The sequence below is a fragment of the Streptomyces laculatispora genome (genome assembly GCF_017353455.1).
GTDB classification, from domain to species: Bacteria; Actinomycetota; Actinomycetes; order Streptomycetales; family Streptomycetaceae; genus Streptomyces; species Streptomyces laculatispora.
Genome location: NZ_JAFMPZ010000410.1, coordinates 1 through 15386 on the forward strand (window position 1 = coordinate 1; position 15386 = coordinate 15386).

General features: G+C 69.9%; 14 protein-coding genes and 2 pseudogenes. 5 read left to right on the forward strand and 11 right to left on the reverse strand.

Annotation, left to right across the window (positions count from 1 at the left end; all coding sequences use genetic code 11):
• A partial coding sequence (locus J1C73_RS20755; protein ID WP_207317737.1) for a TSUP family transporter occupies positions 1-566 on the forward strand: 566 nt, incomplete at its 5' end.
• 105 nt (positions 567-671) lie between these two features.
• Positions 672-1370, forward strand: coding sequence for an alpha/beta hydrolase (locus J1C73_RS20760; RefSeq protein WP_207317738.1), 699 nt, complete (start codon positions 672-674; stop codon positions 1368-1370).
• 117 nt (positions 1371-1487) lie between these two features.
• On the opposite strand, the gene J1C73_RS20765 is transcribed toward J1C73_RS20760, so the two are convergent.
• Complete coding sequence (locus tag J1C73_RS20765; RefSeq protein ID WP_207317739.1) at positions 1488-1967, reverse strand: HIT family protein; 480 nt, start codon at positions 1965-1967, stop codon at positions 1488-1490.
• A 9-nt stretch (positions 1968-1976) separates the two neighbouring features.
• Positions 1977-2549, reverse strand: a complete 573-nt coding sequence (locus J1C73_RS36235) for a DUF7878 domain-containing protein (RefSeq protein ID WP_443732222.1) — start codon at positions 2547-2549, stop codon at positions 1977-1979.
• 175 nt (positions 2550-2724) lie between these two features.
• On the opposite strand from J1C73_RS36235, the gene J1C73_RS20770 reads away from it, so the two are divergent.
• Positions 2725-3264, forward strand: coding sequence for an AAA family ATPase (locus tag J1C73_RS20770; protein WP_207317740.1), 540 nt, complete (start codon positions 2725-2727; stop codon positions 3262-3264).
• 1084 nt (positions 3265-4348) lie between these two features.
• Here the strand turns inward: J1C73_RS20770 and J1C73_RS20775 are convergent.
• Together J1C73_RS20775 and J1C73_RS20780 are read right to left on the reverse strand one after the other, a co-directional pair.
• Positions 4349-5230, reverse strand: coding sequence for a sigma-70 family RNA polymerase sigma factor (locus J1C73_RS20775; RefSeq protein WP_207317741.1), 882 nt, complete (start codon positions 5228-5230; stop codon positions 4349-4351).
• Positions 5231-5263: 33 nt separating this feature from the next.
• Positions 5264-5944 (reverse strand): hypothetical protein, encoded by a 681-nt coding sequence (locus J1C73_RS20780; RefSeq protein WP_207317742.1) that lies wholly within the window; start codon positions 5942-5944, stop codon positions 5264-5266.
• A 1067-nt stretch (positions 5945-7011) separates the two neighbouring features.
• Here J1C73_RS20780 and J1C73_RS20785 point away from each other — a divergent pair.
• Positions 7012-7827, forward strand: a complete 816-nt coding sequence (locus tag J1C73_RS20785; RefSeq protein WP_207317749.1) for a phosphotransferase — start codon at positions 7012-7014, stop codon at positions 7825-7827.
• 455 nt (positions 7828-8282) lie between these two features.
• On the opposite strand, the gene J1C73_RS20790 is transcribed toward J1C73_RS20785, so the two are convergent.
• Positions 8283-8885 carry a hypothetical protein gene (locus J1C73_RS20790; RefSeq protein ID WP_207317743.1) on the reverse strand — a complete coding sequence of 201 codons (603 nt, stop codon included), beginning with the start codon at positions 8883-8885 and terminating at the stop codon, positions 8283-8285.
• A 286-nt stretch (positions 8886-9171) separates the two neighbouring features.
• Positions 9172-9303, reverse strand: a pseudogene (locus J1C73_RS36085) (DUF6192 family protein); the annotation flags it as partial.
• A 216-nt stretch (positions 9304-9519) separates the two neighbouring features.
• Between J1C73_RS36085 and J1C73_RS20795 the strand changes: the two are divergent.
• Positions 9520-10473, forward strand: coding sequence for a GNAT family N-acetyltransferase (locus J1C73_RS20795; protein WP_207317744.1), 954 nt, complete (start codon positions 9520-9522; stop codon positions 10471-10473).
• Positions 10474-10499: 26 nt separating this feature from the next.
• Here J1C73_RS20795 and J1C73_RS35785 read toward each other — a convergent pair.
• From J1C73_RS35785 to J1C73_RS20815, 5 genes and pseudogenes are all read right to left on the reverse strand, one after another.
• Positions 10500-10742, reverse strand: a pseudogene (locus tag J1C73_RS35785) (IS630 family transposase); the annotation flags it as partial.
• A gap of 27 nt (positions 10743-10769) precedes the next feature.
• Positions 10770-12011 carry a phosphopentomutase gene (locus tag J1C73_RS20800; RefSeq protein WP_207317745.1) on the reverse strand — a complete coding sequence of 414 codons (1242 nt, stop codon included), beginning with the start codon at positions 12009-12011 and terminating at the stop codon, positions 10770-10772.
• Between the two features lie 10 nt (positions 12012-12021).
• Positions 12022-13185, reverse strand: coding sequence for an alanine racemase (locus J1C73_RS20805; protein WP_207317746.1), 1164 nt, complete (start codon positions 13183-13185; stop codon positions 12022-12024).
• A gap of 2 nt (positions 13186-13187) precedes the next feature.
• Positions 13188-14303: an aminotransferase class V-fold PLP-dependent enzyme gene (locus J1C73_RS20810; protein ID WP_207317747.1), complete on the reverse strand. Its 1116-nt coding sequence runs from the start codon at positions 14301-14303 to the stop codon at positions 13188-13190.
• 1 nt (position 14304) lies between these two features.
• The gene (locus J1C73_RS20815) at positions 14305-15261 is read right to left on the reverse strand and encodes a phosphotriesterase family protein (RefSeq protein ID WP_207317748.1); all 957 of its coding nucleotides are present in this window, start codon (positions 15259-15261) and stop codon (positions 14305-14307) included.
• Positions 15262-15386 lie beyond the last annotated feature (125 nt).

Here is a 15386-nt window from a genome sequence, read left to right on the forward strand (position 1 = left end):
TGCTCCTCCTCCTGGCGGTCGGCGCCTCGGCCGGAGCGGTCGCCACCCGGCTCGCCCCGGCCGATCTGGCCCGGTGGGCCTTCGTCGCGTACGTCGCTCTCACCATCGCCGACCTGCTCCTGCGCCCGGGATTCCTGCGCCCGCACACGGGGGGCGAGGCGGCCCCCGGTGCTCCGCGTCCGCTGCGCGCCGTCCTCGGCGCGCCGGTCGGGGCGGTCGCGGCCATCCTCGGCGTGGGAGGCAGCGTCATGACCGTCCCCGCGATGCGGCGGGCCGGGCACACGATGCAGGTGGCGACCGCCCTGGCCAACCCCCTCACCCTCGCCATCGCGCTCCCGGCCACCGCGGTGTCCCTGTGCGGCGCCGTGGTCCCCGCCGCCGGGGACGCGCATGTGCACCTGGCCGGTCTCGTCGACCTCCGCGCCGCCTCGGCCCTGCTTCTCGGAGCGCTGCCGGTGATCGCGGTGCTGCGGAGGCGCCCGCCGCGGATCCCCGACCGTACCCATGCCTGGGCGTACATCGGGCTGCTGGCCATGGTGACGGTCGCGATGCCGCTCGCGGCCTGAGCTTGAGCCAAGACTGTTCGGTATTCGCGTGGGGAGTTCGTGCGCCCCGTTCGCCGTCAGCCAAGCCGGTCGCGAGCGGCGGTGGGGCAGCTACAGGATGCCCACATGCAACCGATCTTCGTGCTCGTGCACAGTCCGTCCGTGGGTCCCTCCACCTGGAACCCGGTGGCCGAACGGCTGACCGCCATGGGACATCAGGTACGCGTGCCGTCCCTGCTGCACGTGGGCGCCGGTGAACCACCGTTCTGGCCGCGGGCTGCCGAAGCCGTCCGGACCGGCCTCCAGGGCGTCCCCACGGATCACCCTCTCATCCTGGTGGCGCACAGCAACGCGGGTCTGTTCCTCCCGTCTGTCCGCTCGGTGCTGGACCATCCGGTGACCGACTCGGTCTTCGTCGATGCCGCGCTGCCGGCCCGCACCGGGCCGACTCCCGTTGCCCCGCCCGAACTGCTGGATTTCCTCCGTCCGATGGCGGTGAACGGCACACTGCCGCGCTGGACCGACTGGTGGGACGAGGCCGACATCGCGCCCATGTTCTCCGGTCCGGCGATGCGCCGGAAGGTCGTCGCCGAGCAGCCCAGGCTTCCGCTCGCCTACTACGAGCAGCACATCCCGGTCCCCGAGGGCTGGGACGACCACCCCTGTTCGTACTTGCTGTTCGGCCCCCCGTACGAGGACATGGCCACCGACGCCCAGGAACGCGGCTGGCGGACCGCGCACCTGCCCGGAGCTCATCTGCACCAGATCGTCGACCCGGTCGGGACGGCACGGCAGCTTCTCGAACTGACCGTCGGAGAAGCCTGACAGCAATGCGACCCCCGTCCTCTCCGGTGCGGCTCGTTGGTTTGCCCCGCCCCCTCGCTCGGGGGCGGGGCAAACCTGCCTGCTGATTCCCCATCCACCGGGTGATCTCTTTCGGGTTCAGGCCATCGAGCGCAACTGGTCCAGTTCGCTGCCAATCGCATCCCGTAACACACCGTGCTGCGGACCGAGGCTGAACCGCTCGTCTCTCCACCGGTCACGCGGATAGAGCCACACCGGCGCACCCACCCGATCGGCAGTCTCCCACTCGAACCGAGGCCAGACATGGGCGTGCAGGAACGGGTCCGTGTTCCCCAGGATCTCCAGATTGACCCGACGAAAGGCCGGGTCCAGCCGTCGACAGGCCCGCTCAACCGCTTCGCCCAACTGGTCCATGTCGGACAGGAACGACAGCCGCTTGGCCTTCGGCAGGTCGGACAGCCGTTGAACATTCGGTTCATCCACGAGGAGAACCGAATAGCCCGGGAGGAACTGAACGTCGCCGATCACCGCAAACCCCGACTCAAGCCGCCGCAGCACAGTGGGGTTCTCGCCCCGCAGCGCAGTTCCGATGCGATCCGTTCGCCAATCACCAGTCATAGCCGAAACCTAACGAGCTCGAGCAAGGTATGGGGCGAGACGTCGAGGGTCCCGGCGGGGCTTGGTGTTCACATCTGCCGTACCGGGATCAGGGCCAGGGTCTGCTGATGGGAGAGTACGGCCAGCGATGGCTTGGACGATGTCGCTCATGTGCTCTCGGCGGCCGAGACGCGGGCCAGGGCCCGCCAGTTCAACGCCTTCGCGCACGCAGTGTACGAAACGTCTGATCTCGTCCACCAGGAGATCCCAGGCGACGGGAGAAGTCCGCACGCCTGGCTCAAGGTTGGATCCGACGCGCCACCCCTCTTCGGACCGCACGATCCAGATCAGCCCGCGATCCGCGGACATCGAGTCGAGCTCGAAGTCCCGCCCCCCGGCATCCGGGCTCTGCAACCAGTGCATGGGCCAGTAGGCCAGCTCGGCAACGGGGAACATCTCCTCGGACAGCAGCCGACCCTCATCGTCCCGGACGCTCAGCTCCGCGTCGATGTCCAGGAGCAGGACCTCCAGCGGGGCTTCGCTCGGAGTGAGTCCACGCCGCGGGAGATCGGACACACCGAAATTCCGGCAGGCGAATCGCATCGCGCGGCCCCCGTCAAGGCTGAGGCCCCACCCAAAGCTCGGGCCACCCAAAGGCGGTGAATCCTACCAACAGGGCGCCGGGGCCCGGTTCGGCGTCCTGCGGAGAACCCCATCATTGCGGGCAGGCAAGGGGCACGCCCCGGACCGGTGCCGCTCGACGACGTACGATGCCGGAATGCGTGTAGATGGCCACGGGGACGCTTACGCCCTTCTGATCAACGGCACCGTTGGTGTGGGCAAGACAACTGCCGCCGAGGCGGTGGGCGATCTCCTCGCCGACGCCGGGGTCTCCCACGCCGTGCTCGACCTCGACCGGTTGAGGCAGTCGTGGCCCGCGCCTCCCGGCGACCGTTTCAATTTCGGCATGCTGCTGCGGAACGTGCGAAGCGTCTCCGGCAATTACCTCGATGCGGGAGCGAAGCGTCTCGTGCTCGCCGGTGTGATCGAGCAGCAGGGCGAGCGGAAACAACTGGCCGATGCGGTAGGTGTCGATCTCACGGTGTGCCGCCTCAGGGCCGAGCACGACGTCATCCACCGGCGCCTGGCCGGCCGTCATGACGGCGAACCCGACGCGCTGCGATGGCATCTCGACCGGTCCGTTGAACTGGACAGAATCCTTGACCGATCCGCGGTCGACGACTTCACCGTCGATACGACCACGGGTTCCGTCGCCGACATTGCCGCATTCGTCGGTAAGCGGGCTGGTTGGCTGTGACCGGCTGACCGGCTGACCGGCTGACCGGCTGACCGGTCGACCGGTCGACCGGTCGACCGCACGGCCGTTCCCGCCGGGCATCCGCTCGTTCGTGACGGCGGAGAGCCGCGCCGCAGCCGCGTCGGTGCCCAGTGGTCGCCGGTATTCGATCGCTTCAGGCTGGGGCAGGGGAGTGGGCGCACCGATGACATGCAATAGGTACCGATTGCTGTAGTCAAAGGACCGCGGGTATCCAGCAAGGCCTCGCAGGGATAGGCGGGAGTGGAGCCCGCCCTGACCGTCCGGAGCCTGGTGGCCGACGGCGACTGCCTGGTGCGGGCGGCGGAGTCGATGCTCAGCGCCGGTTGGCCTGGGGCTCACTCCGCTCCCGCCCCGACCTGCTGGTCAGCAAGTAGTGGGACCGATAAGGGTTGTGCGGATCGTCGGCGTTCGGCACGCGGCGCCGTGACGAGTCTGGCGGCGAGGAACGGCTTCCTCGCGGCGAGCGGCGGCCTGCCGTGCCGCGGACGTCCGGAACAAGCGCTGACGGATCCTGCCGCGCGCCGAAACGAGCTCTCAGCCGGCCGACGCCACACGCATCGCCCACGCGCATGGCACACGTACGGCCAGACACACCGCCGCAACCATCTTGGCCGGTTCCATGGCCACTCCATAGACATCGATTTCCATGCGGGTGGCGCGCGGTGCCAACGGCCTGTGGTTCGAGATATCAGACATTGGGTCAGAAGCTCGCATGAGCAGGATCTATTTCTGTCTGAAACCTTGCCTACCCTGCCGTGCCCCGCGGCGAAAGTCAGGCCGGCGCTCACGTTCTCCTGGCCCACCGCGTCCACGGTCCTTGTCATCTGGTCCCGGGTCTCCCGCAGGTGCAGAGGGGGGACGTTCCTCATACGCGGACGACTCGGCGAGGCGGAACTCATCGACCGTTCGGGCGGAACCCGCACCCGCACCACCAACGGCGGGCCTGCAAGGGCACGTTTCGAGGGCCGGGCAGACCGGAGCCGCCATCGGCAGCGCTGCGCGAACACGAACACACGGAGAGTCCGTTGTCCTCGCCCGCGCCACCGACGGCCACGCACAGCCCTCAGTCAGGACGTGCGGCGAGACCCATGGACGCGAGGCGTTCCGGGTCATTCACCGTAATGATCTCGACGATCCGGCCATCGGCCACGGTGCACGCGATCACGCCCAGCAGCTTGCCGTGCGCGTTCCACACCACGACCCCGGGGCGACCGTTGACGAGGGTGCGGCGCGCAGTCGCCACGGCACGGGCGCCGCGCTGGACCCTGCGGGCCACCTCGGCCGCCCCCGTCCTGACGACCACGCTACGCGGGGTGTGCGAGCTCAACGTCACGTCCGGGTCGAGCACCCGCAACAGCGCCTCGAAGTCTCCGCCCCGCGCCGCCGCGAGGAACGCATCGACCACGGGGCGCTGCTGCTGCCGCTCATCGGTTGGACGAGGCGTGTCCTGCACCTTCCGACGGGCCCGGCTGGCGAGCATCTTGGCGGCGTCCGCGGATTTGCCGATGATCTGACCGATCTCCTCGAACGGCACCGCGAACATGTCGTGGAGCACGAACGCCAGCCGCTGGGTGGGATGGAGCGTGTCGAGCACCACCAGCAGCGCCAGCCCGACCGATTCGGCGAGCAGCGCGTCGTCCTCGGGCGCTCCGTCTCCGTCCTCCATCACCACCAGTTCGGGCAGCCGGTCGTCGTACGACGCCTCGGGCCGGGCCTTGCGCGAGCGCAGCACGTCGATGCAGACCCGGCCGACCACGGTGGTCAGCCAGCCGGCGAGGTTGTCGATCGAGGCCGGGTCCTGGCGGGCCAGCCTCAGCCATGCCTCTTGAACCGCGTCCTCGGCGTCGGCCCGCGATCCGAGCATCCGGTGGGCCACTGCCAAGAGGCGCCCGCGCTGCTGCTCGAAGGCTCCTGCCAGGGCTTCGTCCGGAGCCGGTCCGGTCATGTTGCCGCCTCCCTCAAGCGAGTTCCGTCATGGCTATGACGAGCCCGGAGGGGCCGAGGTAACCGATGTACGAGCAACCTGATCGAACCACGCACGACGAACCGGCTCAAGGCTCGGCGGCACCGGGGAATGGCAGGACCGCTGCCGTCGAGGACGAGGCTGCCGCCGACGGTTCGGTGACTTGCTCGCCTTGGTGATCGCGAGGTCGCGGACCGCCGTGCAGTCGATGCCGTAGTAGCGCTCGTACAGCCTGCTGCCGAGCAGTTCGGCGGCGACCCGCGCCGCCGCGAGGAACTTCGGCGTGAAGGTGCCCATGAAGATGTCCGGGGCCAACTCCTCGACCAGCGGCGCTCCGGCTTCGGCCTGCCGGGCGAGCACGCCGAGTTCGCGGATCAGCGGGTTGGGCAGGATGGTGCCGGGGAACGCCCGCACGGCCAGTTCGCCGAGCTGACGGAGCCCGGAGAGGGCAGGCTCGTGATCCTGATCGGCGACGCGGTTTGCGGCGACCGCACGGACCCAGGGCAGTTCCTCGACGTGCACCTGCCTTTCGAGGCTGAGCAGGAGGAGCGAGCGGCGGTTGCGCAGCGCCCGGTAGTGCGCGGCCATCAGGGTGCGCAACGCCCCGTCCTGATACGCCTGCGCATGGGTGGAAGCGACCAGCTGCGGTACCAGTTCGGCCAGTACCTCCACCGAGGGCACCACACCGCGTTCCACGAACGTACTGATCGGAGCGCTCGGAGCCGCCTCCACGACGCGCCCCACCGCCGGGACCACCCATCCCCGCAGGCAGCCCGGTCCTCCAGGGCCTCGCGCGTGGAGACGTCCGCGATCAGCGGTGCTGCATCGGCCGCACCGGTCTGCTGGGGAATTCCGGGTTCACGCTGTCCGGGACCGGACCGGGAGCCAGGGCGCGGGCAGGAGCGGCACGATGTCGTACTGGTAACACGGCGCTGTGATGCACTGCTTGGGCGCGGGGACACAGGCATAGCCGATGGGCGCGACGACGGCGGCGCACGGGTTCGCCCGCGACACCGCGGAGCTGTCCGCGGCATGTGCGGGACCGGTCAAGGTGAGAGGCAGGGCAGCGAGGACAACCGCCGTCCCAGCGCGTAGCAGGTTCTTGATCACGGGCAACAGGCATAGCGGCCCCGTCAACCAGGGGGAAGTCCGTGGAAGGCCAAGTCACCCGTCTGGCCGCTGAATTCACCGTAGAAGCGGTCAGCGTTTTCGGTGGGCACGCAAGCCGATGACCAATCAGGTCGCGCCGGGCCCGGCTTGCAGCACGGTCAGCACCAGGACCGGACACGATCGCTGCCCGTGGCGCACGATCCCACGGGCAGGGCGCCACGGCCCAAGGACCGTATTCCGCCAGCAGGTCCCGTCACGCATCACCCGTGTCAACAACTCTCCGGGTCAGTACCCCTGCCGACCTTGCCCGTGCCCGCTGCGCCTCCACCACCGCACCCGTGCCGAGCAGCTCCGTCCGGACCTGACCGTGCCGTTTCGTCGACCAGCCTTCCACGGAGGCACGTTGCGGTCGGCGGGCACCGGGCCACCGTCCAGGGCATCGACGGCAGGCGCCACGAACCAGCACTCCGAACGCCCGGCCCGCACCGCGGCGGACGCCACGGCGGCCTCGCCTGTCCGCAGCCCGTCCAGGCTCCTGGAGGATCAGGCGAAGGCCCTGTTCACGTCCGGCGAGTACCGGGTGAGCGGCCAAGTTCGAGGCACATTTCGAGACCGGCCCACCCAGGAGCCGGCCCGGCGATAGCGTGATCGACATGATGGCTGAGGACGAGCCGGACAACGCGGAATTGCTGGTCGGCGGCATGGCAAACGCGGGTGCAGTCTTCCGCCGGGGTGCTTTGGTGGAACGCCCGGCGCCGCGCACCGCGCGCGCCTTGCACATCCACCTTCTCGCGCTGAAAGAACACGGCTTTGACGCGGCTCCAACGCCGGTCCGTCTCACCACGGACGGCCGTGAGCAGCTGTCCTTCATCCCCGGTGATGTCGCCCTGCCGCCATTTCCGCGCTGGGCGATGACACAGACCGCACTGCGATCGGTGGGAAGCCTGCTGCGACGCCTGCACGAGGCAGGCGCGGCCATCCCGATCGACACCCGTGCCACGTGGCCCCGGGACCTGGCAGACCCGGCGGGAGGAACAATGCTGTGCCACAACGACGTCTGCCCGGACAACATCGTCTTCCGCGACGGCCAGGCATTCGCCCTGATCGATTTCGACCTGGCGGCCCCGGGACGCCCCCTCTGGGACGTCGCCATGACCGCCCGCTACTGGGCCCCCATGCTCGATCCCGCATCTGCCGCCGCCCTCTACCCCGCAGGTTTGGACGCGCCCGCACGGCTGCGGATCCTCGCCGACAGCTACGGCCTCTCCCCGCGGGAACGCGCCGAGCTGCCCGGCGTCATCGAACAGGCCACCCAGACCTGCCGGGACTTCGTCGCCGACCGTGTGGCCGACGGCGACCCGGTCTACGTCCAGACGCTGACCGAGCGCGGTGGCTGGGAACGCTGGGACCGCATGCAGGCCTGGTTGGTCACCCACCGCGAGACGTTCACAAACGCCCTGCTGCGCTGACTGACTGAGACCTTGAAGAACAAGTTCAGCGAGCGTTTTGTCCTGGCAGGGGCGTTTGAGAAGTAGTCGGTCAGGCGTGCGTTCCGGCAACACTTCCACACGCGAAAGCTGGAGCTCGGCGACTGCGCACGGCTTTACGGAACCCCGTGCCAACAGGAGCGCTCGTGTCCGCGCTGCCCGATGCTGTGGGTTTCCCCAGACAGCGGCCCCGGTTGATCGAGGTCGCCCGCAACCTCTCCGAGCACACAAGGAGCCAAGAGGAATGGTTGGCTCGGCGAGATCCCAGGACTCCAGGTCAGTCTCATCAAGGCCGACGAGAAGCTTGCGGCCTCCGACCGCAGCTGAGAACGGTCCCGCGGCAACGGCCAGAGTGGACCCACCGACCTCGGCATGCCCGTCATCACCAGACCGCGATGACGGGTCGACTCAAGCCCGCGCCAGCCGACTCGGAGGAGTTATGCGAGAAAATCCTGCCAGAAGGTGACGGTTGCTCTCGGGTTCCCACCGTCAGCGGTGTGAGCACTGAAATCATCGAACTCGTGGTTGACGTAGTCGGCCAGGTCAGCACCGTAATAGATGATGTCGGTCCCCCAGATCGACAGAACTGGGTGGCCGTGAGACCCGTGGCCGGCGGGCAGGAATCGGTGCGCGTATACGGGAACGAGCCTCGGCACCCGGGCCAGCATCGCCCTGGCCTCACGGACCGCTTCATCGGCATCTGCTGGGCGCTGTCCCCATCCTGAGTGCCAGTAGCCATGCTGAACCGCCATGACGATGCCTTCGACCGGCCATTCAAGATGTTCCCGCAGTTTCGCAGGATCGCCATGACGCCAGTCAGGCCACGGATTTTCCCAGGTGGCGCCTTCCTCAGGCGGCTCACTCACCGGCAACCCGGCTGCCAGGAAGGCGCGATGGTCGTCGGCAAACTCAAACCCGTACTCCTCTTCGACGCACCGCAGTTCAGCGCCGCTCAGGCCGGGCTCTATCTCACAGCAGTCGGCGGTGGCCAGCAGATGCGCAGCCTCTGCCCCCAGCTTCATCCCCGTAGGTGTCATCATGCTTCGCACGGTAGCTTCCCGAGGCTCTTGAGGTCAGGCGGATATTTATGGGCTGTGACCTGGCGTGATACCGACTCGGTGCCGCTCTGCGCTGCAGGCAGGAGAACGTCCTGGCCCCCGCCACTGCCCGTAGTCCGGACAGTCGTTGCTCATCGCCCTGAACACGAGGCCCGGCCTGCGCAGCAAGTTCGGGGCAGCCGAGGTCGCCACCTGCTCGTCGCCAGTGGGTTCACCCACCCGCGGGCCTTGTCCACCGAGGTCACCTTGGTCGTCACCTCGGGCCGGTTCAGGAGTCGCCGGTCACCGCTGCAGCGACCTGGGCGTCCTGGGCCTGTGCGTGGATCGCGGTGATCATCTCTTTCGGCGTCACCGGAGTCTTGACGCGGCTACCGACCCGCCGGCCGGCGCGAGGATGTCCACCTCGCCGACTTCGCCGTGCTGAACTTCAGACCGATGTACGCGCGGCGGTCGATGTCCGCAGTCGGACGGCGTAATCGAGGAAATGGCCGCCCGGCGTGCCATCGGCTCCGCCGCCACAACGATGCGCTTCGCGCGTGGTGCTGTTGACTGCCGCGATCGGCGACCCCGGAAAACGGTTCGACGGCTTCGCGGAGCCCTGACACCGCGGCGCACCATGACGAACTTCGAGCTTGTGACCGCCGCGGACGTGCAGCTCATGCAGGGTCTGGCGCAGCGTGTCACCGCCACCCGCCCGGACCTGGTGAACAGCGACGCGACGTTCGGCGAGCTGGCCTGGAACTGGGGCAAGGGGCACGCCGGCGACGGCGCAAGCTGGCGGCGTCGGCTGTGGTTCTCTGGCGGGGACCTGGTGGCGTGGAGCTGGGCCTGTCTTCCGCGCCAGGTGAGGCGGTGCGACGGGTCGGTGAAGGACGTCACCGGCGCCTATCTGGCGTATCAGGTCCATCCCGACCACGCCGGGCTGGTTGACGAGGTGATCGACTGGTACGACGGTACGGCGGCGGACATCGAGCGTACGGTGATGCCGAGTGCCGCCGATGAGTTCGCCCTGAAGCGATGGGCGGCGCACGGCTATGAGACCGACCCGGCCTCGCTCGGCGACGCCGGGTCCTGGACCCAGCTCAACGAGCGGGACCTCATCGACGTGGAACAGCCGGTACTGCCAGACGGATTCCGGTTCCGCACCGCCGACGAGGCCGGGCCGAAGGCCGCGGTCCAGGCCCATCTGGACGCCTGGGCTCCCTCGACGTACACGGCCGAGGACTACCAGGGCGTCCGGCAGACGGCGACGTATCGCGGCGACCTGCACATCCTGGTGGAGTCGCCGGACGGAACGATGGCATCCTCGACGATCATGTGGCTCGACGAAGCGAACGGGACCGCTGAGTTCGAGCCGGTCGGGACGCATCCGGACTACCGACGTCTGGGGCTGGCAAGGGCGATGCTTCTGCACGGGATGCATCTGGCGCGGGCGGCCGGGGCCACGCATATGACTGTCGCCTGCCTGGGTGCGCCGGGGCATCCCCAGGCGCGCGGGCTGTACTACGGCCTCGGGTTCCGGGAGTTGACGCGGGACGCGCCGCTCATCAAAACCAGGACCGCGGGCTGAGGACTGGTCGTTCGGGTGGTCGCTGGTCAGGCCACGCTGGCTCGGGCGAGCTGACGTAGGCGGGAGTCGCTGGCATGGCGGTTTTGCCAGATGATGTAGCGGCGGATCATGCTGCCCTGTTCCTTGTGGGTGGCGTGGTCGGTGCCGTCGAGGGTGAAGTAGCGCAGGGCGGTGAACCGGGCCTCGATCCGGTTGAGCCAGGAGCTGTTGGTCGGGGTGTAGGCGATATCGACGTTGTGAGCGGCGGCCCAGGTGCCGACTCGCTGGCAGTCGGAAACCGCGGATCGGACAGGTACTCAGGCGGCGCTGCGACCCGTGTGGAGCGGGGTGCCGCCTGCGAGGCCCTCCGGGTCCAGCCCCAGCGACAGGGCGGCGGTGGCGCCGACGTCCGCCAGGCTGTGTGCGTCCGGGAGGAGTTCCACGCCGTCCGCGCCGGGCCGGTGGATCAGCACCGGGACGTACTCCCGGGTGTGGTGCGCGTGGCCGATCGTGGGGTCATTGCCGTGGTCTCCGGTGACGATCAACCGGTCGCCGGGGTCCGCGAGCAGCGCCACGAGTCCGGCGAGCCCGGCGTCCACCTGTTCCAGCAGGTGCCCGTAGCGTTCCGTGTCCTGCTGGTGTCCTGCCAGGTCCGTCTCCTGGACGTTCGCGATCACGAGGGCGTCGCCCTCGGCGCGTACCGCGTCCAGGGTGTGCGACAGCACGTCGGCGGTGGCGACGGCCGGATGACGTGTCGCCGCCTCGCACACCAGGATGTCGGCGGCCTTGCCCACCAGGGTGACCGGGATCCCGGCCCGGGCTGCCAGCTCGGGAAGCTGGCGGGTGTGATCGAGCGGGGCGCCCAGGTGCTGCACCTGGAGACCGCCGTTGCGGTAGAAGCCGGTGGCGGGGGTGTCCAGGCCGACCGTTCCTCCGTCGCCGGGGCGGACGAAGTCGCTGAGCGGACCGTCCGCGTGGCCGCCGACCGCGATGACCCGTGCGACCGGAGCGACGGCGCGCACGGTACGGGCGATGGCGAGGATTCCGCCGGGCCCGTCGAACGGGAGGGCGTCGAGGCGGCCGGAGGCGTTCCAGTTGATTCCGGGATCGGCCTCCAGGTTGTCGTGGACCAGGACCGCCCCGTCGACGACGAGCAGCGGCTTGCCGTCCAGCGGTTCGACCCGGTGGCCGGCGGCCGTCAGCGCGTCGGACACCTCGTCGAGGTGGTCGGCGAGCCGGGCTACCGTCACCCGGCTGAAGTCGGCGCCCATCATGGTCTGATGGCCCGCGAAGGTGTCCGCGCCCGGGTAGCCGAGCGCGGCCTTGCCGGCGGCCACGGGCAGGTGGGTGCGGCGTGCCAGGTCCTGGTGCGGGTGGACCAGCCCGAGCCCCAGCGCCCCGAGCAGCGGCAGGCGCAACGGCCGGCCGAACGCGGTGCGGCAGTGGTCGAGTACGTGTCCGCAGGTGTCGGCGCTGAGGTCGCCGGGGCGCAGGGTGCCCGCGTCGGGCATGGCGCCGACGCCGAATCCGTCGATGACGACGATGACGGTCTTGGCCATGAGTTGCTCCTTACAGGGCTCGGCCATGGGCGTCGTACAGTCCGTTCAGCCGGGGGCTGCCGGAGGCGAGCCCGGAGACGACGGCGACGGTCGAGCGGGTGACGAAGATCTGGGTACGGAAGGCGAGCAGCGCGGTGTCCCCGACACGGACGTCCGCCGCGCGGGCGGGCGCGTCGAGCAGCCGGTAGTAGTCGATGTTCTCGGCGGGTGCGTTCTGAACGCCCAGACGGGTGCCGGTACGCGGCAGGAGGGCGCTGCGGATGTGCGAACGGGTGTAGAAGCCGCCGCCGAATATCGCCGGGCGGCCGTCGTCGAGCGTGTGGGCGACCTCGCTGACGTACACGTACGCGGGCTTCTCGGGCTGGGCCGGATCGAGGGCGTGCAGGGGGGTGGTGCCGGTGAGGGCGTGGCCCGGCTCGCCGTGGGTGGCCCCGAGTTCGGCGAGCAGCGGGAGGGACGCCATCGAGGTGGCGCTGGGGGCACTGAGCTTGAGGCCGTGGTGTCCGCGCGCGGCCAGGAGCTCGCGGGCCTTGAGCGCCAGGCCGAAGTTGGGGGTGGCGGCGGGTACCCCGGTCACCGGGTCGCACAGGACGCAGGGGAAGGCGGTGACGCCCGCGATCCGGATGCCGTCCAGTGCTTCGGCGTCCTTGGCGAAGGCCTCCAGACGGTCGAGCGGTACGCCACCCTCCTGGCCGGGGTAGACGGAGCCGGCTGCGCCTTCGAGCCGGATCAGGATGTCCTGGACGAAGCCGAGGCGGCGCGCCGCGTCGGAGACGGCGCGGGCGTTGGCCAGATCGAAGACCGTGACGGTCTCCGGGCGCCAGGCCAGCATTTCGGGCAGCGCGCGCCGGGGAATCTGGACGAGGTGTCCGAGGTTGCCGGGCTGTGCTCCGGCGGCATGCAGGGTGCGGGCCTCTGCCGGGTCGATGGCGGCCGAGCGGGGGATGTGCCGGGCGATGGCCCGGATCAGTTCGGGATTGCGGCCGAGCTGCTTGACGACGAACCAGAGGCTGATGCCGAGGCGTTCGGCCTCGGCCGCCAGCAGTGCGGCGTTGGCCTCGACGGCGTCCAGGTCGACGACGTAGGTGTCGGGCGGGATCTCGCCGTTGCGGTGCAGTGCGGCCGCGGCATCGACGAGCCCGGGATTGCGGGTGAGTACGGTGTCGAGAAACACGGTCAGTCGTCCTTCGGGTCGTCCAGGGCGGCGAGCGAGCGGCGCAGGATGTCGATGACGAGGTCCGCGCCCGCTCGCATCGGATTGATGCGTACCGTCCAGTCGGCCAGCTCGGGGGAGTCGTCCAGGGCGGAGCTGGACATCCGGTAGAAGAGCGGGGCGATCTCGTAGCGGGAGTTGGAGCCGACGGGGTAGGGGGCGGCTCCGAAACGGGCGGCGGCGGCGGGCAGCGCCGCGGCGACAGGCCGGTCGAGGCGGACGAGCAGACAGCGGTCCTGGGCGTTGGCGACGCGTACCTCCGCCACTCCGTCCACTTCGCCGGCCGCCAGCCGTTCCGCGATGTCGGCACCCACCCGGGACTGCACGGACCACATGACGGGAACGTGGGTGAGGGCGCGCAGGGCGTCGAGCGCCTGATGGCCCTGGACCTGCCCGCCGCCTGAGTAGTTGTCGCGGCGGACGTGCTCGACCAGATCGCGGGCGCCGACGACGAGACCAACGCCCTCCGGCCCGTGCAGCTTGAAGAGGGAGAAGCAGGAGGCGTCCGCTCCCAGCTCCACACCGGCGGCGGGAGTGCGCATGACGGCGTAGTTGTCGTCGACGATCGTGCGGACCCCGGCCGCCCGGCACGCGGCGATGACCTCGGCCGGATCGTAGGAGTCGGCGAGCCGTTGACGGGTGTGCTGGATGTACGCCCACCTGAACCGCCCGGACGCCAGGGCCTCACCGAGCGCCGGGGCGTCGTTGAAGTCGGCCTCGACGGTTTGCACGCCGATGCCCCTCAGGGTGACCGCGGTGGTGCGGTAGACCGGGGCCCGGTGGATGAGCAGCGGGTCGCCCGCCCGGACGGCCGCGTTGAGGGCGGCCCGGATCGCGCCGGTGCCCGCGCCCTGGACGAAGGCGGCGTCCGGGGCTCCGAAGAAGTCCGCGAGGACGGCCTCGACACGGGCGGTGGTGCGGGGCCGGCCGAGACCGGGGACGACTCCCGCGTCGGACGAGAAGAGCTGCTGTCCCTCGAAGTGGGCCGCGGTGGCCTCCAGCAGCCGGAACTGCGTGGCGACGGCCTCGTCCAGGCCGACTGTCGCCAGCGGGAAGGTGACGGGAAGTACGGGGTTCATGTCAGTTCTCCTCCACGCTCGCGCCGGTCAGGAAGCGCAGCGGATTGCGGCGGGTCAGCAGGTCGATCAGATCGTCATCGGCGCCTGCCGCCCGCAGCTCGGGCAGGAAGCTCCGGAACATGTGCCCGTAGCCCTGGCCGCCTTCGTCCAGCAGGTAACCGTGGCGGGAGATGTCGCAGCTGAGCAGCGCCCGGTCGGCGTGTCCGGCCTCCACCAGGTCGAGCAGCAGCCGCAGCCGGGTCCGGTCGCTCTGGTAGGGCGACTTGCCCACGGTGTCGAAGGCGACGTACGCCCCGCTCGCCGCGAGCTCCCGGTGGACGCCCGGGTCGTCGAGCAGGTCCTGGTGGCCGATGCTGACGCGGTGGGCGGGCAGACCCTCACCGGTGAGCAGCTCCAGCTGAGCGAGCCCGCCCCGGCCCAGCTGCGCGTGGGTGGCGAGGGAGAGGCCGGTGGCCCGCGCGGCCCGCGCACCGGCCCGCAGCACCTTGGCCTCGGGAGCCGTGGGGACGTCCCCGTGGCTCCCGATCTCACCGAGGACGCCGGGCCGGATGCCGGTTGTGCCGATGCCCTCCTCGATCTCGCGGACGAGGACCTCGGTGAGCTGTTCCACGTCGCAGGCGTCGATCTCCGGGGTGTGGAACGGCTCGTAGTACCAGCCGGTCGCGGCGACCACGGCGACCTGTGCGTCCCGGGCGATCGCCGCCAGGGCGCGTACATCGCGTCCCATGCCCCGGCACGTCAGTTCGACGACGAGGGAGAGCCCGAACTCCTCCCGCAGCGCGCTCAGCTCGGCGGTCACCGCCGCCGCGTGGCGTCGCGGGTCGAGGACGGCTGCGCCGTCGCCCCGCTGGTCCAGGTCGAGAACGAGGTGCTCGTGGGCGAGGGCCGGGCCGCGTACCGAAGCGGCTGTGACATCGCCGGTGACGGTGCGCAGGGTGTGCGGGGCGGGGTGATTCATCGTGGGGGTTCCTTCTTCGCGTACGGGCCCGGTCCGGTCGGGGGTGTGCAAGCCCTGGTATCGGGGTGAACGGGTCCCCGATCCGGGGGCGTGTCAGCCCTTGACCGGGGTGAACAGATCGAGCC